Raw genomic sequence first — 22,379 nt, 5'->3', positions numbered from 1 at the left:
CTAAACGATTCAGTACTTAGCTGAAACGGCAAGTGTTTTGATGAATGGTGCGAACACCGCTGAGTTGGTCTTGGCGAAACGGTCTTTGCCACAAACCGTCATGAGCACCAGAGCGAAATCGCCGCTGCGATAGGCGTAAACCTCGCCCTCGATCCCAGGCGTCGAGCCTGTCATACGTGCGTGCGACAGGCGTGTGGACATTTGCGCGTCGGTGTTGGTCTTCACTGGAAACGATTGCTTGTCGCGGTCAGTGAGCTTCAGCTTAGTGCCGATACCGGACCCAAGGTTTGTTGCATATTTTTCTAGAACCTGTTCCTGCGTTGGTTCCTTATCTGATCCGAGGCCGGCCGGTTGCTGAAGTGTCAAGACGCAATCTTGGTTGACCTGCCATTGAGCGGATCCTTGCTCGGTTTTAAGGCGCTTCCAAGACGATGTGACGTCCTTTGGATACAGCCAGGTGACATCCTTCGGATTGTCCGCAATTATTCCACCGAGCTTGGCATCATCGCTGTTTGAGCCGGCCGCAGTGGACGGGGATTTCGTTGCTGCGGCTAACTTCGGCTCAGATTTGCTGGCTTCCTGCGAGCCGCATGCAGTGACGAACACTAACGTGATCGCGGCAAGCCCCGCGAGGGCGCGTTTTGACATGGTTTCGTTTCTATCATGCCTGCTAGCCGTGGGTGTCACGTGTGCACCAGCAGCCTACCTAGATCAACTCAACTGAGCGCGGACTAATCACTTTGAGCCCTAGGGCGAGAACGCTCTTTGTTAGGCTCATATTATGACGGCTGCATCGACGACAACCGCCACAACGCTTGCGGCGATCGCGGGGCTACACGTCGGCTGGGGTGCAGGCTCATCGTTCCCGTTCAAGGATCGTGACGCGCTCGCCGACAGCGTCGCAGGATCGAGTGCGGCCCCAGGTCCACGGGAATGCTTCACGGTTGCCAGCTTACTATTCTTCGCAGCTGGCGTCGTCAGCGACGGGTTGCCGATCGGGGCCACGACACGCAGTCTCGGGTTGGTCGGCCTCGCCACGATTCTGGGCGGCCGGGGCATAATCGGCGTCGCCGGACGGGCCGGATCGATCGTCCCATGGACACCATCGACGCGCTTCAACAATATCGACAAGAAGTACTATGGACCGTTGTGTCTCGCCCTTGCTGGCGGGACGTTGCTGTCGCTTCGTCGCTGACAGTTAACGCCATGCTTTCGCGACTCTCACCTCAGGAACGGCTATCGCCGACTGCCGGTAGCCGTTCCCATCGAGTCTTGCCGTTCTCGATCGTGCTCGTCGGAGCGCCGCTTCCTTGTGCTTCAGGCGCCACCACCCAGGCGAGTTCCGCACCCAGATTCTTCGTACCGTGGTGAACCGTGGCCTGAACGAAACCGCTTGCAAGGCCGGAACTCCTGCGCCGGACGATCCAGTTGAACCACCACTGTGATCCGTCGATCGACTGGCCAACGCACTGGGTGGCGTAGCGTCGTTCCAATTCATCGCCTGTGGGTGGCGCTCCGCCAATGAATTCATAGAGTGACGCGTCCGACAGCACTGCGACCATCTCAGCCGCATGCGCGGGGGAGAGGGGTTCTAGGCAGAAGCGTTCGGTCGCTATCTGCTCAGGTGTTGGTCGTGTCATCACCGAAGTCTTCCAGATAGAGTTCTTCGCGGCATTTGCTTCTCAAAACTTGAGTTTGAGACCCTCATGGGAGGCAACGAATCTGAGTCCCTCGTAAAACCGCTGCGCGGCGACTCGCGTTTTGTCGGTGGTGAGTTGCATCAAGGCACAATTTCGTCGCTGGCCATGCCATCGCGTACGGGCCGGACGCTAGTGGGGGACCGCGACCTCGAGAGTCGCGCCGCCGAACCCATTCTTGATATCCCTGCCTTGGACAGTGACGACATCGACTCCGTCGGGGATCTCAAGATCGCGCTGGGTGCGAGTCACGGGCTGTTCGTCGGCATGGTCGTGGCCCAGCGTGTGTTCCCCGAGCACGTTCCCGTCCGCATCCAGCACCCGCCAACCATCGGCGTACCGCTTCGGACTGTCGTACTCCGAACTGAGTGTCACATCAAGCGACCATTCTCCGTTGCTGTCGGAATCAAGCACGGCGCCGAGGACGTCTGGATATTTAGCGTCCTTCGTATCCGGTTCGATGTTCGCAGACGCGCTGGCGGAAGTACCGGATCGTGCGCCAGCCTCGGAGTCAGAGGTGCCTGCGCCGCAGCCGTCCAGCACCAAGATCAACGCCAAGGCGGAGCCCACGCCTAACGCCACTCGGTGCGAATTCTGGCGGCGCGCGTGCGCTGTGCGGGTCATTTCTTCATGGTGCCAGTCGGCTGGTGAACAGCCCGTCCAAGCGGCACCGGGACCTGGCTCGACACACGGACCCTCGAACGCGTCCGCGCGTCCATTGGCTGCAATGCAGCAGTTGCGTGAGCGCATTCGGGTCCAGGGTCAGTCCCTGTGCAGCCTCGGGCAGGAATTGAGCGAGGCTGAGCTCGATACCCTGGTGCCGACGTTGCTGTTGTCTGGCGACAGCAACGTCGTCGATCAGCTGATGCCACTGAGAGCACTGATCTCAGGGCTGGCCAGTGACCACCCGCCACGACACGCCGCACAAATGCTGTCCTTGCTACCGGATGCTGGCGCTGCGGCGTGCTGCTTGTCAGGGGAGTCCTAATCTGCAAATTCTGCAATAGATACATTACAAGTTGACATAATATCTATTATCGGACAGCACGTAAGACGAGTAAAAACAGATCTACTGGCTACTTGTAATGGAATCGCACTTGCAGGACGACTAGGTCCTCGTTGTCGACAAGATAGACGAGACGGTGTTCGTCGGTGATCCTGCGGGACCAAGCTCCAGCGAACATGTGCCGCAGAGGTTCTGGCTTTCCGATGCCAGCCACAGGATCTCGCAATGCATCATCAATCAGACGGTTGATGCGCTTGAGCATCGTCCGGTCGGCTCCGAGCCAGTACGTGTAGTCGTTCCAACCATGAGGCGAGAAGACGAGTCTCATTCGACGAGTTCATGCTCTTCACGTTGGCCAGACGTTGCTTGCTGCAAGCTCTCAATGAGCCGCTTGGCATTGGCTGGCACTCTCAAAAGATGCGCTGTCTCCTCAAGTGAGTCGTACTCGGCGCGCGACAACAGGACAGCATCGCCTCTGCGCGACGTGATCTGGACGGCCAAACGGTCATTGTTGACCTGTTCGATCAACGGGAACAAGTTCTTGCGGGCCTCGCTGGCGGTGACTGACATTGCTCGTCCTTTGATAGTGGTACAAGTTTATGGTACCACTCGTCTGCCGATGGCGCTGCCACTCGTCCCCCATCAACACGTCGGTCCGCCAGATCAGTAGGGCGAGTAGGAACAGCAGGGCTTTCTCGGCTCAACTGGCTATCGGATCTCGAACGGCGCACCGCTCGTGCGAGACCGGGGCATCATTGGAGGTCGCGGACGGGGATCTCGATCTCGGCTGCCCGGTGTGAGCCGTTGTGCTCGACGCGAACTACCGTCCGTTCGGATTTTTCGGCCACCGCTTCCACGAATTCACCATCACGAAAGAGGATGGCGGCATATTCGTCGACCGCGTATCCGTTACCGAGCGACCCGTCGGCCACCCAATCCATGTACTTCTCCCGCCGACCCGGCTCGCCGAGGTAGTGCGGGCACGCACTCGCGCTGACAAACCCGAGCCCGTCGGCCAAGGGCGCCAATGGGCCGAATGAGTCGGTCGACGAGCCCTCGAACCAGCAGTTCATTCCAGCGCTGACCCCGGCGAGGATCGCACCATGCGCCGCAGCCTCAGCGAGAATCGCGGGTAAGCCGTGCAGTCGCCAGAGCGCAAGGAGATTCGCAGTCGAGCCCCCACCAACGTAGATGATGTCCTGTTCCAGGAGCATCTTCGGCTCGGTATAGCCCCATGGGTCGTGACAGAAAAGCGATAGCACTGATGTCTCGGCACGACTGGCAAAGGCAGCCTCAAAACGCTGGCTGTAGCCATCAACGTCGCCACTGGCGGTCGGTAAGAAGCAGACGCGCGGATGATTCTTGCCGGTCAGGTCTAGCAAGAAGTCGTCGATAGCAGACGTGCCATCGTCGGACATTGAGAAGCCCCCGCCACCGAGCGCGAGAATTGTGCCGAACATACGCAGAGACTAGCAGCGGGCGGTGTTCGGCCAAACACTCATTTCTCGGAAAATACTCTCGGGGTTAGCAGGGACTCGTGACCGGAAGCAGTTGAGAAAGGCCGTCACGTTGTCGGTGACTTTTCCACTTAGCTCACTTGGGTCGGACACGGCCATGACGGTTACGAACCCCCTTGTTTAGGCCAGCGCGACGGCCACAGCGTGGGATCAGCGCTGGTCGCGCCGCCGTCCGGGGGACGCTTGAACTCTGGATGATCGACAACAACGAACGGGCTATTGGCGTCTACGAGAGAATGTCTTGGACCAGCACTGATCAGGTACGGCGAGGCCAGTCGGTTCGCCACTAGTCTTGCCACAACACACTTGCAGAGATGGGAAATCATGCCAATACCGACTGAGTTTGGCACCGAAGGAATGCATTCCCACACGCCATCGGACGAACCGCTCGAAGAGTTATATGTGGTGATTGAGGGTCAAGCACGGATGCACATCGGTAGCGCCGTCTTCAATCTCAGTCCGGGCGACGCCGCGCTTGCGCCGGTTGGCTCGGAACACAACTTGCGCAACACCGGTGACGTGCTGCTGCGGGTGATGGTGGTCTGGGCAAACCGGGCGACGCTGACTGGTCCGGTTTTGGCACGGCCAAGGTAGCCCGGCGACAACGCGAGCTGTAACTGCGCGCTTGCGCGGGATGTCGATTAACCGCCTTAATGTCCCGCGACGACCGAGTGCTGCCTGCGCAAAATTTTCCACCTGCTCACATGACTTTCTCAACTGTCGCTCAGTTCGACGGCGCTTCGAGGTCGAGACGTACCTCGACATTGCGGTAGCCATGGCGCGTGAATGCCTGGGCCATGGGCGTATTTGTTGCATCCGTGGTGGCGGTGATGCGTTTTGCGCCTGCAGCGTGATGAAAAGCCGTCGCATGGATGAGCAGGTCATTGACATAACCGTGGCCTCGGCAGGCTGGCAGCACGCCGAGGTAGCCGATGTTGCGAGAACATGGCGTCGCTGACGGGATGATAAATCCGACGGTCTTGCCACGCGGATCGATCGCAACGCGCCACCAACGACGCTCGCCGGGGCATACGAGATAGAAAGCAAGCTCATCGCGGGCCAGATCGTCAGTTGATGAGGTGGCCAAGGTGCGCTTGGTCATGACATCAAGTGAGCCGGCGGCTACCTGGCTGAACAGCGAGAGGAATTCGTCATCGGGTCCCGCGCGGAACGTGAGCCTCGGAATGTGTGGCGGACGCACGGCATCCGGTGTCCACTCGAACTGGAGCCGCTCGTTGACTTGGGTGAGCCCAGCGTCGGCGGTTGCAAGTTGGCGCCACCTGACCGCGTCAACCGATGCCTGGTGCGAGCGCCAGTCCACCGGAAGGTTCACCGTGTGTGGCATCGGGACCCGCCTGCCGCGACGCCCCAAAGCGTCATGACGGGCTCGCAGCAAGGCGCTTCCCACCGCGGCGCGCGACTCGATCGGCCCCGCGACGTCCAACACATCCAGCGCAATGGGTTCTGAATTATCTCGACCCCACCACATTGCCCGGGCGATCAGTTGGTCCGCGTCATTGGTCGCCAGCCACGTCCATTCCGGACGCATCCGGCCGGCGTCGAACTCCTCGTGAATTGCCCGCGGACTCATCCCAACGACTGCGGCATCACAGTTGAAGGACGCTATGTCATCCAGATCATCGAACGATGCTTGACGTATTAGCACTGCGCCATGTTGTCACGTGCGTCGGTGCGCCGATCGCTCACAGCAAGCCAACGGCTCGAAACGCGCGGTCATAGATCTCCCGGATCACCGCCTGTTTGCGCAGGTTGTATTTGTCGATGGGTTCAATTCGGCCGGCGGCGGCGAGTTTGGTTTTTTCGTAACGTTCACGATCTTCTGGACGGTTGATCAGCCAATCCCGGAACATCAACATACGAAATGTCTCCGGGGAGTCCGGACCGAACACGTGAAGGTTCGCGCGTGGCACAGTGAGTCGGAAGCATCGGTGCTCATGGAATGACGGTTCGCGCACGGTGAGATCGAAGCCTGCTGCCGTCAGCGCGGGTACATATGAGGCCTCGTTAGTCGAGTCCGCGACGGTCAGCACCAGATCGATGACTGGTTTTGCGGCAAGACATGGCACCGAGGTCGAGCCGACATGATCGAGGCCCAGAACAGCGTCGCCAAGCGCGCCGCGAACCAACTTGGCGATTGTCTCGAACACCGTCGGCCACGCCGGGTCATAGGCGATCACTTCGACACGATCGACTGGTGGCGCACCGTGTACCCAAGGGTCTTCACCCGAGTCAGGATCGTGATGTTCAGTGATTCGTGCATTGCCTGGACGTGTCACGCTACTCCCCTCCCCTGGCGCCGCCGAAACACCGGTCAGCGCCGCTCTGCTGAGCACTTCAGAACCTAGATGCGAGACGAATCCGTTCGCAATAGCTTTCTGTTGAGACTGATCAGTCGGTATGCGCGACGAATACTGCTGACGTGTTGATCGCAAGGTTGACACGACTACCTACGATCAGACCCTGCGCGGCAGAGGCCGGCAGTTGTGCCAAAACCTCGTTGCCATCGGGCAATGCGACTGTTGCACGCGAGTACGAACCGAGGAAGCTCAGGTGGGCGATGGTGGCTTTGCCACTATCGATCTGCTGCACCGAGACCTGTTCGGGCCGCACGAGCGCAAGCCCGGGTCCGCTGTCGACCGAGTTTGCCAAGGTTTTGACTGTGGTACCGAGAAGTTGGGCTGCTCCCCCGGCGACGGTGCACGGCAGCCGGTTCATCAATCCGACGAACGAGGCAACGAATGCATCGATGGGCCGGGCATACAGCTCCTCGGGCGAATCAAGTTGGGCGATGATGCCGTTGTTCATGACGCCAACCCGGTCGGCGACCGCGAGGGCTTCCTCCTGGTCATGGGTCACAAACATTGCGGTGGTGCCTACCTCGAGTTGGATCCGCCGGATCTCATCACGTAGCTGCGCCCGGACCTTGGCATCCAGCGCCGACAATGGCTCATCCAGCAGCAACACTGCCGGCTCGATCGCCAATGCTCGCGCTAACGCAACACGCTGCTGTTGACCACCTGACATCTGGCTCGCGAACTTGTCTTTCTGATCGGACAGCCCGACGAGTTCCAACATGTCGATCGCGCGCGTACGTCGTATGCTGCCGCTCTGGCCGCGAAGTTTGAGCCCGAACTCGACGTTTTGCTGGGCAGTCATGTGTGGGAACAGACTGTAGGCCTGAAACACCATGCCCATCCCCCGCTTGTTGGCAGCGACATCTGTGACGTCAGCGCCGCCCACAACGACCCGACCGGAATCGGGTTCATCAAGGCCGGCGACAATACGAAGCGCCGTTGTCTTGCCGCAACCTGACGGGCCGAGCAGCGCCACCAACTCCCCCGGCGCGATCGTCAACGACAAACCATCGAGCGCCGTCGTCTTGCCGAAGCTGCGATGCAGGTCCTCGAGACGGATTTCGAGTCCGGTGCGTTCTTGTGCGGCAACAATCATTCAGATCACACGTCATTTCGCATGGGTAGGTTCAGCGGCAGGATATCGACGGGCGCCTCTTTGCGCTTGTGGTGTCTCGACCGTCGGCCGACAAATGAGAGCAGGACGAGTAAGACGAATGCGAATACTAGGGCGGCGAGCGAGGCAGCAACGGAGGTTTGGCTGTCACTCTTGCCCAGCAGATTGATCACGACTTGCAGGTTGTTGTAACTAAGCAGCGATGCGATCGTGAACTCACCGAGTACGAGTGCCACGGAGATGAACGCGGCCGAGAGTAGCGCCGAGCCGATGTTGGGCACGACAACCTTGACGATCACCGAGTACCAACTGGCACCGAGGCTACGCGCGGCCTCGGACAGCGTCTTCACGTCGATCGAAGCCAGCCCCGCATCGATCGCGCGATAGGCATAGGGCAACACCAGGACGGTGTAGGCAAAGGTGAGTGTCAGGCTGGAATCGCCGAAGAAGTAGGTGACCCACGAGTAGACGCCCTTGAGCCCGACGACCAACACGATCGCTGGCACTGTCAACGGCAACAAGCACAGGAACTCGATGATGCGTGACATCCCCGGGACGCGCAGGCGCACCCAGACCATCGTTGGGACGAGGAGCACCAGCATCAGGAAGACCGTCAGAGCGGCCAACTCCAACGAGGTCAGGATTGCCGCACTCAGATCGGGATTTTCGACCAGTTGTTTCCAATAGTCGAGCGTGCGCCCGCCCGACGGGATCCGGACGCTATAGATCGCCATCGAGAACAACGGGACGACGAAGAATATGCCAAGCAGGATGAAGACCGCGACGCGGAAGAGTTGCAGTCTGCGGTTGGCGCGGATGCGGGCGGATGTGCTCACTGCAACCACCTCGACGTGCGTCGAACCAGCAAGGCATAGAGGGTCATCACGACGACAACCACAAGGATCATGTCGAGCGCGAGCGCGAACGCCAAATGACTTTGACCGAGCACCACTTCACTGGTCAGGGCGTTGCGGATGAGCAGCGGGACGATGGGACTGCCCTGACTGACCAGGGCGGCAGCCGTCGCGTAGGCCGCGAAGGCATTGGCAAACAACAACAACATGGAGCCGAGGAACGCTGGCAGCAGCAAGGGCCCGGCGACATACCGCCAGAACTGCCATGTGGACGCGCCGAGGCTCTGTGAGGCTTCGCGCCATTGCACGCGCATACCGTCGAGCGATGGCAAAAAGACGATCACCATCAACGGGATCTGGAAGTAGGCGTAGACGAGGATCAGGCCCTTGAGCGTGAACAGCCAGCCATCGCCATACAGATCGAGTCCGAAGGCACTGTCGACTGCCTTCGTCGCGACCCCGGAGAATCCCAATGTCGCGATGAACGCGAATGCCAGCGTCACGCCACCGAACTGTGCGAGGACGCCGCAGGCACTCGTCACGGTCCGTCGCATGAACCCGTTGGGCGTACCCGTGACGACGGCGTAAGCAAGCAGGGCACCGAGTACGGCACCCACGATTGCCGTCGCCGCCGACAACTGGATGCTCTGCCACAACGTTTTCATCACGACGGCATCGCCGAGCGTGCGAATGTTGGACAGGCTCGGGCTGCCCTTTTCGACGAACGCGCCAACGATGACGGCGACCGTCGGGATGAGCAGGAAGATCGTGAGGAAGCCGAGGAACGGCACCAGACCCAATGCCGGGGTCAGGTGCCGAATCCTTCGATTCATCGAGACATTCCCATATCGTTGATACCGGTCAGCCGACGGCCTTCGACCAGTTCTTCGACAGATAATCAGCTGCCGTGGTCGTTTGATCGGTGGTCAGCAATAGCGGAGTACCTGACACAGCCGGCAACTTGCTGTAGTCGTCGGCATTGATGGTTCCGGCCTTCTGCATTGCATCGGCAAGGACGGGGCGAGCGCCACCGGCGAGGTAGAGGTTCTGTCCCTCGACCGAGTAAAGATATTCCTGCCACAGGCGGGCAGCAGCCGGGTTGGGCGCATCCTTGTTGATCGCCTGATAGTAGTAACCGCCAACCGCAGCGCCTTCCGGCACGACGACCTTCCAGGTCTTCAACTTGGCCGTCTCGGCCGCGTTGGTGTAGTCCCAGTCAATGACGACTGGCGTCTGGCCCGACTCGATCGTGGCCGGAGTCGGATCAAGCGGCAGGAAGTTGCCCGCCTTCTTCAACTTCGCGAAGAAGTCGACACCGGGCGCGATGTCATCGGCCGAGCCGCCATTGGCCGCCGCTGCCATGACGACACCACTGAAGGCAGCACCAGCCTGCGTCGGATCGCCGTTCAGTGCGACCTTGCCTTTGTATGCGCTGCCGAGCAAATCCTTGACGTTCTTGACGGCGGGGACCTTGGCGGAGTCATAGCCGATCGACATATATCCGCCATAGTCATTGACCCAGAGTCCGTTGGAGTCCTTAAAGTCAGCTGGTACGTCGTCGAATGTCGTGACCTTGTAGGGCGCGAACATCTTGGTGTTGGCGAGCGCTACCGATTGGCCGAGGTCAAACACATCAGGTGCACGCTTGGTGCCCTTCAACGTGTTGGCAGCATTGATTTCGTCTTGGCTTGCAGCGTCCGGCTGGGCCGACTTGACCTTGATGCCGTACTTCGCGGTGAAACCTTTGATGACGTTGCCGTAATTGGCCCAGGTCGGCGGAAGCGCGATGACATTCAGCTGACCTTCCTTCTTGGCGGCCTTGATTAGACCATCCATTCCGCCGAAGTCCTTGGCTGACGTTGCCGTCGCCGCGTCGGAGCTGCTGCCGGAGTCCTTCTTGGCTGGCGGCGAACAAGCCGCCACCGAGATGGTCAGTGCGCCCACCGATAGGAACGACACAAGGGCCTTGTTGATCTTCTTCACAGCTTCCTCCAGGAATCTAAGCGATCGAACATGCTCACACTAGGCGCTCCGAGGCTCAAGGTGCATCACAAAACGCGAACGATTATGTGAATCCCGGGCCTGAGCATATGCTCGGAGCATAGGGTCCAGTTGAGATATTGACGTATTCGGGCATACAAATCGACGCAGCGCGGCTGCTCCGAGTGGAGTGACTGGTTTGATCTCATATTTGAGATAAAGTGGCGTTATGGATGAGGTAGAGGACTATTTGCAACGAATCGGCACGCTGATCCGTGATGCGCGTCAGCATTCGGGGCTGACCCAGGCGCAGTTGGCCACCCAACTCAGTACGAGTCAGAGCGCGATTAATCGAATTGAGAAGGGGCAGCAGAATCTGACCCTCGACATGCTGGCCAGAATCGGTGCGGCGCTTGATTCGGAGCTCGTGAGTGTTGGTACGACGACCGGCCCCAGCCACCTCCGTGTCGCCGGCGGTACGACGCTGTCCGGAACGATCGACGTGAAGTCGAGCAAGAACGCCGGGGTCGCATTGTTATGTGCTTCGCTGCTTAACGAGGGCCGCACGGTGCTCCGCAAGGTTGCGCGTATCGAAGAAGTCAACCGGCTGCTTGAGGTACTCGAATCGATCGGCGTAAAGACGCGGTGGTTGAATCCCGAAAACGATCTCGAGTTGATCGTTCCGGAACAGCTCGACCTGGCCTCAATGGATGCTGAGGCGGCCCGCCGCACCCGCAGTATCATCATGTTCCTCGGCCCACTCATGCATCGATTCGACGACTTCGAGTTGCCGTATGCCGGCGGCTGCGACCTTGGCACCCGCACGGTCGAGCCGCACATGACCGCGCTGCGCCCATTCGGGCTGAAGGTCACCGCCACCGAAGGCAGCTATCACGCGATGGCGACGATCGGTGCCGGTCCGGAACGTCCCATCGTTCTGACCGAGCGGGGCGACACCGTCACCGAGAACGCAATGCTGGCCGCCGCCCGCCATCCCGGTGTGACCGTGATCCGCAACGCGAGCCCCAACTATATGGTCCAGGATCTGTGTTTCTTCCTGCAGAAACTTGGCGTGACGATCGAGGGCATTGGCACGACTACGCTGCGGATCATCGGCGTTGAGCGCATCAACTGCGATGTTGACTACGCACCGAGCGAGGATCCGATCGAGGCGATGAGCCTGATCGCTGCGGCGATTGTCACCAAATCGAGCATCACTGTCCGCCGCGTACCGATCGAGTTCATGGAGATCGAGTTGGCGCTGCTGGAGGAGATGGGGTTCGAATATGATCGAACCGCCGAATACCCAGCTGAAAATGGTTTTACCCGACTGGTTGATATCACCACCCATGAGTCTTCACTGCACGCTCCGATCGACAAGATTCACCCGATGCCATTTCCAGGGCTCAACATCGACAATCTGCCCTTCTTTGCCGTCATTGCGGCGACTGCCGAGGGCACGACGCTGTTGCACGACTGGGTATATGAAAACCGTGCGATCTATCTCACTGAACTCAATAAACTTGGCGCGCGGGTCAAATTGCTTGACCCGCATCGGGTTCTGATCGAAGGTCCAACGCGCTGGAGTGGGACCGAGATTGTCTGCCCGCCGGCGCTGCGGCCAGCGGTCGTGATTCTGCTGGCGATGCTTGCCGCCAAGGGGACCTCAGTACTTCGCAGCGTTTACGTGATTCATCGCGGTTATGAAGATCTGGCCGAGCGGCTCAATGCGCTTGGTGCGCGGATCGAAACGTTCCGGGATATTTAACCCCGATTCAGCCGATCAGCGCAGGCTGACTGACCTCCAGGTGAAGCGTCCGGACCCGTCCACAAGGCGCACGGTCACTCGTGCGAGTGGGACATGTCGTTTGTCGGCGGTGTCATAGACGTTGCAGGTGATTACGGCCCGTGCCACCAACGGGATTCTCGGTGGGCATACGACGCGAATGTTGATGCGAGATTTGGCGTTCAGCGCGGATGCGACTCCATTGGCGATGTAATGGGTCGAGCTGTACCTGACTGCGGGCCGGGTGTTCGCATTCGGCTGAACGGCAGATTTCTGCTGAATCGTCGGTTTGGGCTTCGGTTTTGGTTTGGGTTTCGGGGAGGGCGTCGGAGTGGCAGTTGGTGTCGACGGCGAGACTGTGGCGGGAGCGCTTGTCGCGGGCACAGTGGTTGTCGCCTCAGCTGGCGCGGACTGGGGCGCGTCGCTGGCAACCCAGGAGCGAAGTCCGAAGATCGCGGCCGCGGCGATTAACGCCAATACGACAATGAGCGACAGCTTTTTGTACAGCACGCCAGAAGCCTAGCGATAGCGGTGACGCCGTCGGCGTGCGACGTCCTGAACCGGTAAGGGCTTAGCGTGTACACGTGACCACTGCCGACCTCACGTCCTTTCCCTACTTCGACGCGGCGACGCCGCTGGCGCTCGCCCACCGAGGTGGATCGCTCTTGCCGACAAATATCGGAATCGAGAACTCGCTCACTGCATTCCGGCACGCGATCGAACTGGGATATCGCTACCTCGAGACCGATGTTCACTGCTCTGCCGATGGTGTGGTGTATGCCTTTCATGACGATAATCTCGAGCGTCTCACCGGCAATCCAGCGTTGATCAACGCGCTGTCATCGACGGCGATTGATGCGGTACGCCTTGGCGGCCGGGAGCCAATCCCGACGATGCGTCAGTTGTTCGAAGAGTTGCCCGACGCACGCTTCAATATTGATGTGAAGGCTGACAGCGCCGTCGATGCGACGCTCGATCTGATCGAAGAATGCGACGCTGTGGACCGGGTCTGTCTGGCCTCGTTCTCCCATGCAAGACTGCAACGGATCCGGTCTCGGATGCCAGCAGCCGCCAGCTCTTTCTCGCCGCGTGAGGCCGCCTGGCTGAAGTTGGGGCCGATCCGCTTACTGCGCGCGCTCAGCAGCCGCGGGGGTGCGGTATGTGCCCAAGTTCCACATCGTCAAGGGCGGATCACAGTCGTCGACCGCCGTTTCGTTGACCATGCGCATGCGTTGGGGATTCAAGTACATGTCTGGACGATCGACGATGCCGATGAGATGAATGAACTCCTCGACCTCGGTGTCGACGGGTTGGTGTCCGATCGTATTGACATACTCAAAGAAGTTTTGATCGTCCGCGGACAGTGGAGGGCATCCTGATGAGCGACACCGTCAAAGACCTGAGCAGCACCTCGGAACAGAAATCTTGGTATTTCTACGACTGGGCCAACTCCGCCTATGTCACAACAACGACTGCGGTGTTGTTCAGCCCATACTTAACGAGCGTCGCGGAAAAGGCTGCCTGCGGCTTCGCCACGGATGACAATCGAACCTGCCGCGTTGACTTGAACGTACTCGGGATCAACGTCTCCCCCGGCTCTTTGGTTTTTTACCTTGTTCCGCTGATCACGGTCTTGTCGGCCATCATGCTGCCAATCGTCGGGGCAATTGCCGATCGGCACGCCAACAAGCCGCTATTCATGGCGCAATTCGCCTGGGTCGGCAGCATCGCGGCGGCTGCGATGGTTTTCGTCGGCGGCACCAACTGGCAACTGGGTGCACTGTTGCTGCTGATCGCCAATTTGTCGCTGGGGGCATCGCTCGTCATCTACGACGCGATCCTGGTCGATATCGCCGAACCCGATGACCGTGATCGAATTTCCTCGCGCGGGTGGGCGTTTGGCTACCTTGGTGGCGGCCTGCTGTTGGCCGCCAACTTCCTGCTCCTAAGTTTCAACGATTCGCTTGGCATGTCCACCGAGACGGCAGTACGCATCAGTTTGGGCGTTGCTGGCCTCTGGTGGGGCGCCTTCACCTTCATTCCACTACGTGGAATCAAAGCTCGACCGCCGCGCGACTTGGTCGCCAGCGACGAAGGCACGCTCATGCGCCGGAGCTTTGGCCAGCTGTGGGCGACGCTGAAGGATCTCAAACATTTCCCGCAGACACTAATTTTCTTGCTTGCCTATTTGTTTTATAACGATGGCATCCAGACCGTCATCTACGCAGCATCGGTGTATGGCGAGAAGCAGCTGAAATTCGACAAGAGCACCGTTCTCGTTGCATTCTTAGCGGTTCAATTCGTTGGGATCGCTGGGGCACTCGTGTTCGGCCGCTTGGCGACCCGGATCGGCACCCGCAAGACAATCATGCTGACCTTGAGCATTTGGATGGTCGTCGTTGTCATCGGTTATTTCCTGCCCGAGAAGCAGTTCTTGCCATTCTTGTTTATGGCAGTCCTGATCGGTCTCGTTCTCGGCGGCTCACAGGCATTGTCGCGGTCGTTCTATTCACAACTCATTCCACGCGGGCGGGAGGCCGAGTACTTCAGCCTCTATCAGGCCTGCGAGCGCGGTACGAGTTGGTTCGGCATGGTCGTGTTCGGCGTGGTGCATCAGATAAGCGGGTCGTACCGGCCGGCAATCGTCGCTTTGATCGTCTTTTTTGCACTTGGTCTACTGTTCCTGTCGCGGCTTGACGTGCGACGCGGAATTGAGGACGCTGGCAATATCGCCCCGGCGATCGTCTGACCGCAAAAGTTGGCGCTCAGGGGAATCTTATCTGCATGCCCTACGTTGGAATAGTTAAAGCACGAGAGAGGGGAAGCCAATGGCAGACCGTGCATTACGCGGAGCTCGACTAGGAACTCAGAGTTTTGAGGACGAGCGAGGCATTGAGATGGCCCCCCGGCAGCACGTCGAGTTCGAGTGCGAGGACGGCCACAAATTTATCGTTGTGATGTCCGTCGAGGCCGAGGTGCCGGCAGAATGGGAAGATCCCAAGACTGGTCAGGTCGGCCGTCGTGTTGATGGCGAGGCTCCGGAGGAGAAGGCCGTCAAGCACGTCCGGACCCATTGGGACATGCTGCTTGAACGACGCTCGGTCGATGAACTTGAAGTGATCCTCACCGAACGGCTCAAGTTGCTTCGGTCCGGTGAGATCGGTCCGGTTCATCTACATCGGACCCGCAAGGCTAAGCCGAAGGTCAAAAAAAGCGCTTAGCCCGCCAATAGTTTTAGCGCTGAAAGAATTCTCTGGCGCGTTGCGACGCTCTGGCAAATCCCCAGACCGTAACGCGCCAGAGCGCTTCAATGACGATGCCTCGGCTCATTTTGGACTCGCCACGCTCGCGTTCAACGAACGTGATCGGTACCTCAATGACGGTGAATCCTGCCGCCACGGCCCTGCGCACCATGTCGACCTGGAAGCAATAGCCAGCCGATGCGACGTCGCGCAGGTTCAAGGCCTCAACGGTCTCGCGCCGGTACGCACGGAAGCCGCCGGTGGCATCCTTGAGCGTCAGACCCAGCATGATGCGGGCATAGACATTGCCGATCCGTGAGATCAGTTTGCGATGTGCCGGCCAATTGACAACACGCCCACCGGGAACCCAGCGTGAGCCGAGCACCAAGTCCGCTCCCCCGTCAATGCCAGCCAGCAGATCAACGAGCTGCTCGGGCTGATGCGAACCGTCAGCATCCATCTCGATCAGAACATCGTAGTCGCGTTCGATTCCCCAGGCGAAGCCCTCACGGTACGCCGAGCCAAGTCCCTCTTTGCCTGGTCGATGCAGCACATGCACGGGGTCTTCTGTGGCAAGTTTGTCGGCGATCTCGCCGGTTAGATCGGGCGAGTTGTCATCGACAATCAGAATGTCCATAGCCGGTTGGCTATAGCGCACCCGCGCGACTATGCCCTCGATATTTGCCGACTCGTTGTAAGTCGGAATCACGACCAATGCGCGACTCATAGGTTCCCTCCCCGTTCAGCTCCGTCCGCAATGTTCCCACAGAGGGTGACGCAGCCAAAACACCAGTTGCCCAACACCCTTCGGACCGATCATCTGCGGCACTGGCTGTGCGCCGATGATCGTTGTCTACTGGGTGTCGGGACAACTGCTGTAATCCACCGTTCGGACTGGGCAACAAGACGCAGGCTTTGAAGCCAACGATTCGATCTTGGTGATTAAATCAATCGTATGGATTCGGTGGGCGCCGGTCCGTGTACTGCAAGGCGGTGGTGGACATCGACGAGCCTGCCCGGGTCTGGTGCCACTGTCAACCGCTGGTTGACCTGCATAAACGCACATCATTGCAGGTCAGCGCGGGACATCTGCATCATAAAAAGTGGCGGAAAATGGGTTGCACCGGCGTGTCCTGCTGCGACACGCCGTGCGGCTCAACTGTCGATGATGATGAGTTCGCGTGCTGTGTTGTTGAGGCACTCGATGCCATCAGCGGTGCACACAACGATATCCTCGATCCGGGCTCCGAAGCGATCGGTCTGGTAGATACCCGGCTCGATCGAAAACGCCATTCCCGGCTCCAGAACCAGCTCGTTGCCAGCCACGATGTAAGGCTCTTCGTGCGTCTCCTGGCCGATCCCGTGGCCGGTCCGATGCATGAACTGTTCGCCATACCCGGCCGCGTCAATAATGTCTCGACCGATTCGGTCGACTGATTCAGCCGTCACACCTGGTCGGGCATGCGCGCGTTGGGCAGTCTGTGCTGCCAGGAGGACGTCGTAGGCGTCGAGATAGGCCTGAGGCGCCGCTCCCCCGGCGAGATAGTTGCGGGTGGAATCCGAGCAGTAGCCTGAGGGCATCGTGCCACCGATGTCGACGACGACTGGATCGCCGACCTCAATGACCCGATCGGAGAGTTCGTGGTGTGGCGATGCACCGTTGGGCCCAGAGCCGACGATCACGAAATCAACAGTTTCGTGACCCTCTGCCAAGATCGCACGGGCGATGTCGGCGCCCACGTCACGTTCGGTACGCCCGGGCCGCAGCCAAGTGGGAACGTTGGTATGAACTCGGTCGATAGCTTCGCCGGCCGTGCGGAGCGCCGAGATCTCGGCCGGATCCTTGCGGATTCGCAATTCCTGGACAACCGGCCCAGCCAGCACCTGCGTCGCATCGGGCAGTGCGTCGCGCAGCGCTATTGCGCGTGACACCCACATGTGGTCGTCGAGACCGATTGTTTCGGGATTGCCGGCGAGGCTGGCAACGAGGGCAAATGGGTCATCGGTCTCGGCCCAGGCCGCGATCTCGAAGTCGATGCCAGCGGCAGCCGCGGCAGGTTTTTCCAGCGCCGGCACGACCAGGACTGGGTCGGCGTTCGCGCGCAGCACGAGACAGGTGAGACGCTCGAGCGGCAGCGCGGTGTAGCCGGTCAGATAGCGCAGGTCTGCCCCCGGCGTTATGACCAGCGTGTCGATGCCGGTTCGGGTGGCCACTGCCTGAGCGTGTTGCAATCGTGTCGTCACACTCGCACCTTATCCCGCGCGCGAAGAATGGCAGGATGGGCTTGTGAGTACCAAGCCCCGCATTCTCCTGATGGACACCGCGAGCCTCTACTACCGCGCATTCTTCGGTCTGCCCGACTCGTTGAAGGCGCCGGATGGCACCGTGATCAACGCGCTTCGTGGCATGCTCGACTTTGTCGCGACGCTGGCAAGCACGTATGAGCCGGATGTCATCGTCGCCTGTTGGGATGATGCTTGGCGGCCAGACTGGCGCGTCGAACTGATGCCGTCCTACAAGACCCACCGGCTGGCTGATCCTGCCGCTGGTGCTGAGGACACCCCCGCATTGCTGTCTCCGCAGGTGCCGCTCATCGGCGAAGGGCTCCAGATCATCGGCGTTCCGGTGATCGGTGCTCCCGATTGCGAGGCTGATGACGTCATCGGCACAATTGCGCAGCGGTGGGACGGGCCGGTCGATGTCGTCACCGGTGATCGGGATCTTTTCCAACTCGTCGACGATGCGGCTGAGCGCCGAGTTCTCTACACCGCGCGCGGCGTTCGACTGCTCGATCGCGTGGACGAGGCCTGGCTGCAGGCAAAATATCACATTACCGGCTCGCAGTATGTCGACTTCGCGGTTATGCGCGGTGACTCGTCCGACGGGATTCCCGGCGTGGCCGGAATCGGTGAGAAGACCGCTGCCAATCTGATCGCTGAATTCGGCGACCTCCCCGGGATCGTCGCAGCGGCCGCCGATCCGAAGTCATCAATCAAGCCGAAAGTCCGTCAAAACCTGCTTGCCGCCGGTGACTACATCGCGGCAGCGTTGCCCGTCGTACGGGTCCGAGCCGATGCCGCAGTGCCGGAACACATCACCATGTCACCAGTTGACACCAAAAGGCTCGACGCTTTCGCGGTGCAATGGGGTTTGGGCGGGGTCGTCGCTCGCGTGCAAAAGGCTCTTATTCGTTGATCGAGCTGTAGGCCACGACGCCGTGCCTGAGTAGGTCGAGGGTTTCGCGGGCAGTATTGCGGAGCGATCCTGGACCGGCGGCGTCGGCGACCTGTGCCGTCACGTCGATCAATTGCTTGATCGCGCGTACGAAGTCGCCAGCGGCGAGTCCAGATGAGGTCAGGACGTCATCAAGCGAAATTCCCGAGGTCCATTCCCAGGCCGACTGCGCAAATCCGAAGTCGGGTTTACGTAGGTACTGCAGTCGATGCTCGCGCTCTAATTGTTCGAGTTCAGCGCCCACGACCGTCATGTGCTCGGCCACTTCACGGATTCGTCCACGCGGGAAGCGGGGCGGTGGCACATCGTCAGAGCTGCGGGTCTGAAATGTTAGACCACTTAGGACACTTGCCAATTCGTTGGCATCGAGCCCGTCCCAGGCACCGGTGCGGATACATTCGCTGGCCAGCAGGTCGAGCTCGCTGTAGAGCCGCTGGAGCCGTTTGCCGTCGGGTGTCACCTGATCGCCGTCGAGATAGCCAAGCCCGTCGAGCACCTCGCATACCCGGTCGAATTGGCGCGCGACAGTATTGGTGCGCCGTTCGATCCGCTGGCGTTGGTTCTGGCTGTCACGGTCCAACTTGAGGTAGCGCTCGGCCCAGCGGGCGTGCGATTCGCGGTCGGGACAACTGTGGCAGGGGTGCGCACGCAACTCCTCGCGCAATCGGCTGATTTCTGGGTTCTCGGCCGGAGGGTCCTGCCGGTATGACTTGGGCCGCGGACCGTCCACGCTGTGCGTTTTGGCGCGGAGCGCCGAGGCGAGATCACGGCGCATTTGTGGATTGCGCGCGTTGAATGTTTTGGGGATCCGCATCCGCGTGATCGCTTGGACCGGCGTCGGGAAATCGACCGTGGCCAAACGACGGGCGTGTCTACTGACGGTCAGGACCAGCGGACGGGGACCCTCCCGGTCCGAACGCGTCCCAGGATCGATTACGACCGCTACTCCGGCGAACCGACCGGCTGGCACGTGAATGACATCGCCGGGGCGCAGCTTCGTCAATGACTCCACGACCCCTTCCCGCTCGACGTTCTTACGCCGTTTTACGCCCTGTGACTCGATGTCGCTGAGCTTGCGCCGTAGGCCCGCATATTCCATGAAGTCACCGCGGTCGCACTGCGCTGCGGTGCGATAGCCCTCGAGCGCCTCGTCGGCCTTGTGGATCTGCCGGGCTAGGCCAACCACCGAACGGTCCGCCTGGAACTGGGCGAAGGATTGTTCGAGTAAGGCGCGTGCGGTCTCGCGGCCGACTTGATTGACCAGGTTGACCGCCATGTTGTAGGACGGTTCGAACGACGAATTGAGTGGATAGGTGCGCGTCGATGCCAGGCCGGCAACTTCTTTAGGATTGAGCCCCGGTTGCCAGAGGACAACACCGTGCCCCTCGATGTCGATGCCGCGGCGGCCCGCGCGGCCGGTCAATTGGGTGTACTCCCCCGGTGTGATCTCGGCGTGGGTCTCGCCATTCCATTTCGACAGCTTCTCGATGACCACCGAGCGTGCCGGCATGTTGATGCCCAAGGCCAATGTCTCGGTCGCAAACACCACTTTGCAGAGGCCGCGGCTGAACAGGTTCTCGATGACTTCTTTGAACGTCGGGAGTTGGCCCGCGTGATGCGCCGCGATGCCGCGTGACAGACCATCGAGGAACTCGTAGTAGCCAAGCACTTCAAGATCATCGCGCGGGATGCTGCTGCACTCGCTGTCGACGAACGCTCGGATCTCGGTCCGCTCTGCTGGCGTCGTCAGCGACAAGTTGCTGTCGAGGCACTCTTGCACCGCCGCGGCGCAGCCAGCCCGACTAAAGATGAACACGATTGCCGGCAGCAACCCTTCGGCATCGAGTTTGTCGACCATCTCGACCCGTCGCGGCGGGAAATAACGGGACCGCGGGCGGCGGCCGCCCTTGCCGGGCCGGCCCTTCGCCGATCGGGACAACTGCCAGTCATCACGCGCGAGCCGTACGAGCGCCTCGTTGACCTGCTCGCCGTCATCAGCGAACAGCGGATACATACGTTTGCCGACCATGACGTGCTGATAGAGCGGGACCGGCCGCCGCTCCTCAACGATCGTGACGTTGTTGCCGCGCACCTCGGTCAGCCAGGCGCCGAACTCTTCGGCATTCGACACAGTCGCCGACAGTGACACGATCGAGACCGATTCGGGCAGGTGGATGATGACCTCCTCCCACACCGCGCCACGGAAACGATTGGCCAGATAGTGCACCTCGTCCATCACAACGAATCCAAGACCGGTGAGAGTGCGCGAGCCGGCATACAGCATGTTTCGCAGGACTTCCGTTGTCATGACGACTATGGGCGCCTCGCCATTGATGGTGTTGTCGCCGGTCAGAAGGCCGACTTGCTCGGCGCCGTAACGATCGACGAGATCATGAAACTTCTGATTCGACAATGCCTTGATGGGCGTCGTATAAAAGCATTTGCGGCCGGTCGCCAATGCGAGGTGTACCGCGAACTCCCCCACGATCGTCTTGCCCGATCCGGTCGGTGCGGCGACGAGTACGCCGTTGCCTTCCTCGACCGCCCTGCACGCCTCAACCTGGAATCGGTCAAGTGGGAAGGAATACAGACGACGAAATTCAGCGAGATAGGCTGAGCGACGATTGTCGTTCAAATGGGAGTTCTTCTCCGCCGAGGACGACATGGCCTCACCCTACGCTGGGATGGAGGACAGCTATGGAACAAACACCCGCAGCGCGCCCGGACATACTGAAATGGTCATTGGCAAGGCGCCAATGCGTTCCCCATCGCCATAGGCCACGATGCCCGGCGAGCTGAGGGAAACTGTCTTGACCCGGTGGTGCTCGTAGCAGGGATGGGTGATGTGGGTTCCTTTGTACAACTTTGGGAACACTTTGAGCAGGGCCAGTTTGCTGATCGGGTTGATGATGACCACATCAAGCAGACCGTCATCGAGTACCGCGCCCTCGGTAATCCGCAGGCCGCCGCCGAACGACGGCCCATTGCCGACCGCGACCAGCATCGCGTCGCGTTGGATCTCCTCATTATCGAGAACGATCGTGTACGGGAGCGGCTTGAACACGCGTAGTTCGGCGAGCATCGCAAGATGATATTTAGTATTGCCGCGTGGCCACGTCATCGCGTTGGCACGCTCATTGACCTTGGAATCGAAACCCGAGGCGATAACCGTGGCGACGTAAGTCTGACCGGCCTTGGCCAGATCGATCGAGCGAGTATTGCCGGCAATCAGAATGTCGACTGCGGCACCGACGTCGTTGATCGGTATGCCAAGGGAACGTGCTGTGTCGTTGCCGGTGCCGGCGGGCAACAGCCCGAACGTGAGATCAGAGTCGGCAACGTGATCTAGTACGCCGCTCAGAGCGCCATCACCGCCGACCACGACGACCGAGTGGATGCCGCGATCGATGGCCTGCTTCAACAGATCTCGGGCATCGGCAGCGGTGGCACCCTCAAGCAGTTCGGCCGTATGGCCCGCGTGCTGCAGGAGATCAGCGGCGTCCTGGCCGATTGCTCGCGCCTGATGTTTCCCGGACTCTGGGTTGATGACCAAGGCAAACTTCATACGATCAG

The 22,379-nt window shown here is 60.1% G+C and carries 25 protein-coding genes; 8 read left to right on the top strand and 17 right to left on the bottom strand.

Features of this window, described 5'->3' with window-relative positions; all coding sequences use genetic code 11:
- Window positions 1-9: 9 nt before the first annotated feature.
- Window positions 10-687 carry a hypothetical protein gene (locus AC2YB9_RS09745; protein WP_487265152.1) on the bottom strand — a complete coding sequence of 226 codons (678 nt, stop codon included), beginning with the start codon at window positions 685-687 and terminating at the stop codon, window positions 10-12.
- A 94-nt stretch (window positions 688-781) separates the two neighbouring features.
- On the opposite strand from AC2YB9_RS09745, the gene AC2YB9_RS09740 reads away from it, so the two are divergent.
- Window positions 782-1,195: a DUF3995 domain-containing protein gene (locus AC2YB9_RS09740; RefSeq protein ID WP_487265151.1), complete on the top strand. Its 414-nt coding sequence runs from the start codon at window positions 782-784 to the stop codon at window positions 1,193-1,195.
- Between the two features lie 31 nt (window positions 1,196-1,226).
- Here the strand turns inward: AC2YB9_RS09740 and AC2YB9_RS09735 are convergent, their stop codons facing one another.
- Both AC2YB9_RS09735 and AC2YB9_RS09730 read right to left on the bottom strand, forming a co-directional pair.
- Complete coding sequence (locus AC2YB9_RS09735; RefSeq protein ID WP_487265150.1) at window positions 1,227-1,640, bottom strand: GNAT family N-acetyltransferase; 414 nt, start codon at window positions 1,638-1,640, stop codon at window positions 1,227-1,229.
- Between the two features lie 189 nt (window positions 1,641-1,829).
- The gene (locus tag AC2YB9_RS09730; RefSeq protein ID WP_487265149.1) at window positions 1,830-2,321 is read right to left on the bottom strand and encodes a hypothetical protein; all 492 of its coding nucleotides are present in this window, start codon (window positions 2,319-2,321) and stop codon (window positions 1,830-1,832) included.
- A gap of 103 nt (window positions 2,322-2,424) precedes the next feature.
- Here AC2YB9_RS09730 and AC2YB9_RS09725 point away from each other — a divergent pair, with 103 nt between their 5' ends.
- Complete coding sequence (locus AC2YB9_RS09725; RefSeq protein WP_487265148.1) at window positions 2,425-2,685, top strand: hypothetical protein; 261 nt, start codon at window positions 2,425-2,427, stop codon at window positions 2,683-2,685.
- A gap of 88 nt (window positions 2,686-2,773) precedes the next feature.
- Here AC2YB9_RS09725 and AC2YB9_RS09720 read toward each other — a convergent pair whose 3' ends face one another.
- The 3 genes from AC2YB9_RS09720 to AC2YB9_RS09710 all read right to left on the bottom strand — a co-directional run bounded on the left by AC2YB9_RS09720 (window position 2,774) and on the right by AC2YB9_RS09710 (window position 4,163).
- Entirely contained in the window at window positions 2,774-3,031 is a 258-nt protein-coding gene (locus AC2YB9_RS09720) for a Txe/YoeB family addiction module toxin (RefSeq protein ID WP_487265147.1), read from the bottom strand.
- Window positions 3,028-3,273: a type II toxin-antitoxin system Phd/YefM family antitoxin gene (locus tag AC2YB9_RS09715; protein WP_487265146.1), complete on the bottom strand. Its 246-nt coding sequence runs from the start codon at window positions 3,271-3,273 to the stop codon at window positions 3,028-3,030. The genes AC2YB9_RS09720 and AC2YB9_RS09715 overlap by 4 nt, the downstream gene beginning before the upstream one ends.
- Window positions 3,274-3,455: 182 nt before the next feature.
- Window positions 3,456-4,163 carry a Type 1 glutamine amidotransferase-like domain-containing protein gene (locus AC2YB9_RS09710; RefSeq protein WP_487265145.1) on the bottom strand — a complete coding sequence of 236 codons (708 nt, stop codon included), beginning with the start codon at window positions 4,161-4,163 and terminating at the stop codon, window positions 3,456-3,458.
- A 381-nt stretch (window positions 4,164-4,544) separates the two neighbouring features.
- On the opposite strand from AC2YB9_RS09710, the gene AC2YB9_RS09705 reads away from it, so the two are divergent.
- Complete coding sequence (locus AC2YB9_RS09705; protein WP_487265144.1) at window positions 4,545-4,814, top strand: cupin domain-containing protein; 270 nt, start codon at window positions 4,545-4,547, stop codon at window positions 4,812-4,814.
- 130 nt (window positions 4,815-4,944) lie between these two features.
- On the opposite strand, the gene AC2YB9_RS09700 is transcribed toward AC2YB9_RS09705, so the two are convergent.
- From AC2YB9_RS09700 to AC2YB9_RS09675, 6 genes are all read right to left on the bottom strand, one after another.
- The gene (locus tag AC2YB9_RS09700) at window positions 4,945-5,886 is read right to left on the bottom strand and encodes a GNAT family N-acetyltransferase (RefSeq protein WP_487265143.1); all 942 of its coding nucleotides are present in this window, start codon (window positions 5,884-5,886) and stop codon (window positions 4,945-4,947) included.
- 37 nt (window positions 5,887-5,923) lie between these two features.
- Window positions 5,924-6,517 (bottom strand): GrpB family protein, encoded by a 594-nt coding sequence (locus tag AC2YB9_RS09695; RefSeq protein WP_487265142.1) that lies wholly within the window; start codon window positions 6,515-6,517, stop codon window positions 5,924-5,926.
- 112 nt (window positions 6,518-6,629) lie between these two features.
- Complete coding sequence (locus tag AC2YB9_RS09690; RefSeq protein ID WP_487265141.1) at window positions 6,630-7,691, bottom strand: ABC transporter ATP-binding protein; 1,062 nt, start codon at window positions 7,689-7,691, stop codon at window positions 6,630-6,632.
- 5 nt (window positions 7,692-7,696) lie between these two features.
- The gene (locus AC2YB9_RS09685; protein WP_487265140.1) at window positions 7,697-8,545 is read right to left on the bottom strand and encodes an ABC transporter permease; all 849 of its coding nucleotides are present in this window, start codon (window positions 8,543-8,545) and stop codon (window positions 7,697-7,699) included.
- Window positions 8,542-9,396: an ABC transporter permease gene (locus tag AC2YB9_RS09680; protein WP_487265139.1), complete on the bottom strand. Its 855-nt coding sequence runs from the start codon at window positions 9,394-9,396 to the stop codon at window positions 8,542-8,544. The genes AC2YB9_RS09685 and AC2YB9_RS09680 overlap by 4 nt, the downstream gene beginning before the upstream one ends.
- Window positions 9,397-9,424: 28 nt before the next feature.
- Window positions 9,425-10,546 (bottom strand): ABC transporter substrate-binding protein, encoded by a 1,122-nt coding sequence (locus AC2YB9_RS09675; protein ID WP_487265138.1) that lies wholly within the window; start codon window positions 10,544-10,546, stop codon window positions 9,425-9,427.
- 226 nt (window positions 10,547-10,772) lie between these two features.
- Here AC2YB9_RS09675 and AC2YB9_RS09670 point away from each other — a divergent pair, with 226 nt between their 5' ends.
- Window positions 10,773-12,311: a UDP-N-acetylglucosamine 1-carboxyvinyltransferase gene (locus AC2YB9_RS09670; RefSeq protein ID WP_487265137.1), complete on the top strand. Its 1,539-nt coding sequence runs from the start codon at window positions 10,773-10,775 to the stop codon at window positions 12,309-12,311.
- A 15-nt stretch (window positions 12,312-12,326) separates the two neighbouring features.
- Here AC2YB9_RS09670 and AC2YB9_RS09665 read toward each other — a convergent pair whose 3' ends face one another.
- Window positions 12,327-12,839, bottom strand: a complete 513-nt coding sequence (locus tag AC2YB9_RS09665; RefSeq protein WP_487265136.1) for a hypothetical protein — start codon at window positions 12,837-12,839, stop codon at window positions 12,327-12,329.
- A gap of 74 nt (window positions 12,840-12,913) precedes the next feature.
- On the opposite strand from AC2YB9_RS09665, the gene AC2YB9_RS09660 reads away from it, so the two are divergent.
- The 3 genes from AC2YB9_RS09660 (at window position 12,914) to AC2YB9_RS09650 (ending at window position 15,550) form a co-directional block, all read left to right on the top strand.
- Window positions 12,914-13,708, top strand: a complete 795-nt coding sequence (locus tag AC2YB9_RS09660; protein WP_487265135.1) for a glycerophosphodiester phosphodiesterase family protein — start codon at window positions 12,914-12,916, stop codon at window positions 13,706-13,708.
- Complete coding sequence (locus AC2YB9_RS09655) at window positions 13,708-15,078, top strand: MFS transporter (protein WP_487265134.1); 1,371 nt, start codon at window positions 13,708-13,710, stop codon at window positions 15,076-15,078. Before AC2YB9_RS09660 ends, AC2YB9_RS09655 begins: the two co-directional genes overlap by 1 nt.
- 79 nt (window positions 15,079-15,157) lie before the next feature.
- Entirely contained in the window at window positions 15,158-15,550 is a 393-nt protein-coding gene (locus AC2YB9_RS09650) for an RNA polymerase-binding protein RbpA (RefSeq protein WP_487265133.1), read from the top strand.
- A 13-nt stretch (window positions 15,551-15,563) separates the two neighbouring features.
- Here AC2YB9_RS09650 and AC2YB9_RS09645 read toward each other — a convergent pair whose 3' ends face one another.
- Window positions 15,564-16,298, bottom strand: a complete 735-nt coding sequence (locus AC2YB9_RS09645) for a polyprenol monophosphomannose synthase (protein WP_487265132.1) — start codon at window positions 16,296-16,298, stop codon at window positions 15,564-15,566.
- 428 nt (window positions 16,299-16,726) lie between these two features.
- Window positions 16,727-17,815: a M24 family metallopeptidase gene (locus tag AC2YB9_RS09640; protein ID WP_487265131.1), complete on the bottom strand. Its 1,089-nt coding sequence runs from the start codon at window positions 17,813-17,815 to the stop codon at window positions 16,727-16,729.
- A gap of 43 nt (window positions 17,816-17,858) precedes the next feature.
- Here AC2YB9_RS09640 and AC2YB9_RS09635 point away from each other — a divergent pair, with 43 nt between their 5' ends.
- Complete coding sequence (locus tag AC2YB9_RS09635) at window positions 17,859-18,767, top strand: 5'-3' exonuclease (RefSeq protein ID WP_487265130.1); 909 nt, start codon at window positions 17,859-17,861, stop codon at window positions 18,765-18,767.
- Here the strand turns inward: AC2YB9_RS09635 and AC2YB9_RS09630 are convergent.
- Window positions 18,757-21,471: a DEAD/DEAH box helicase gene (locus AC2YB9_RS09630; protein ID WP_487265129.1), complete on the bottom strand. Its 2,715-nt coding sequence runs from the start codon at window positions 21,469-21,471 to the stop codon at window positions 18,757-18,759. The genes AC2YB9_RS09635 and AC2YB9_RS09630 overlap by 11 nt on opposite strands.
- A 30-nt stretch (window positions 21,472-21,501) precedes the next feature.
- Window positions 21,502-22,371, bottom strand: a complete 870-nt coding sequence (locus tag AC2YB9_RS09625; RefSeq protein ID WP_487265128.1) for a diacylglycerol/lipid kinase family protein — start codon at window positions 22,369-22,371, stop codon at window positions 21,502-21,504.
- Window positions 22,372-22,379 lie beyond the last annotated feature (8 nt).

This window comes from Aeromicrobium changchenzhani, assembly GCF_057586615.1.
The sequence above is the reverse complement of the archived record's forward strand: the minus strand, read 5'-3'. Positions and strand labels throughout refer to the sequence as shown.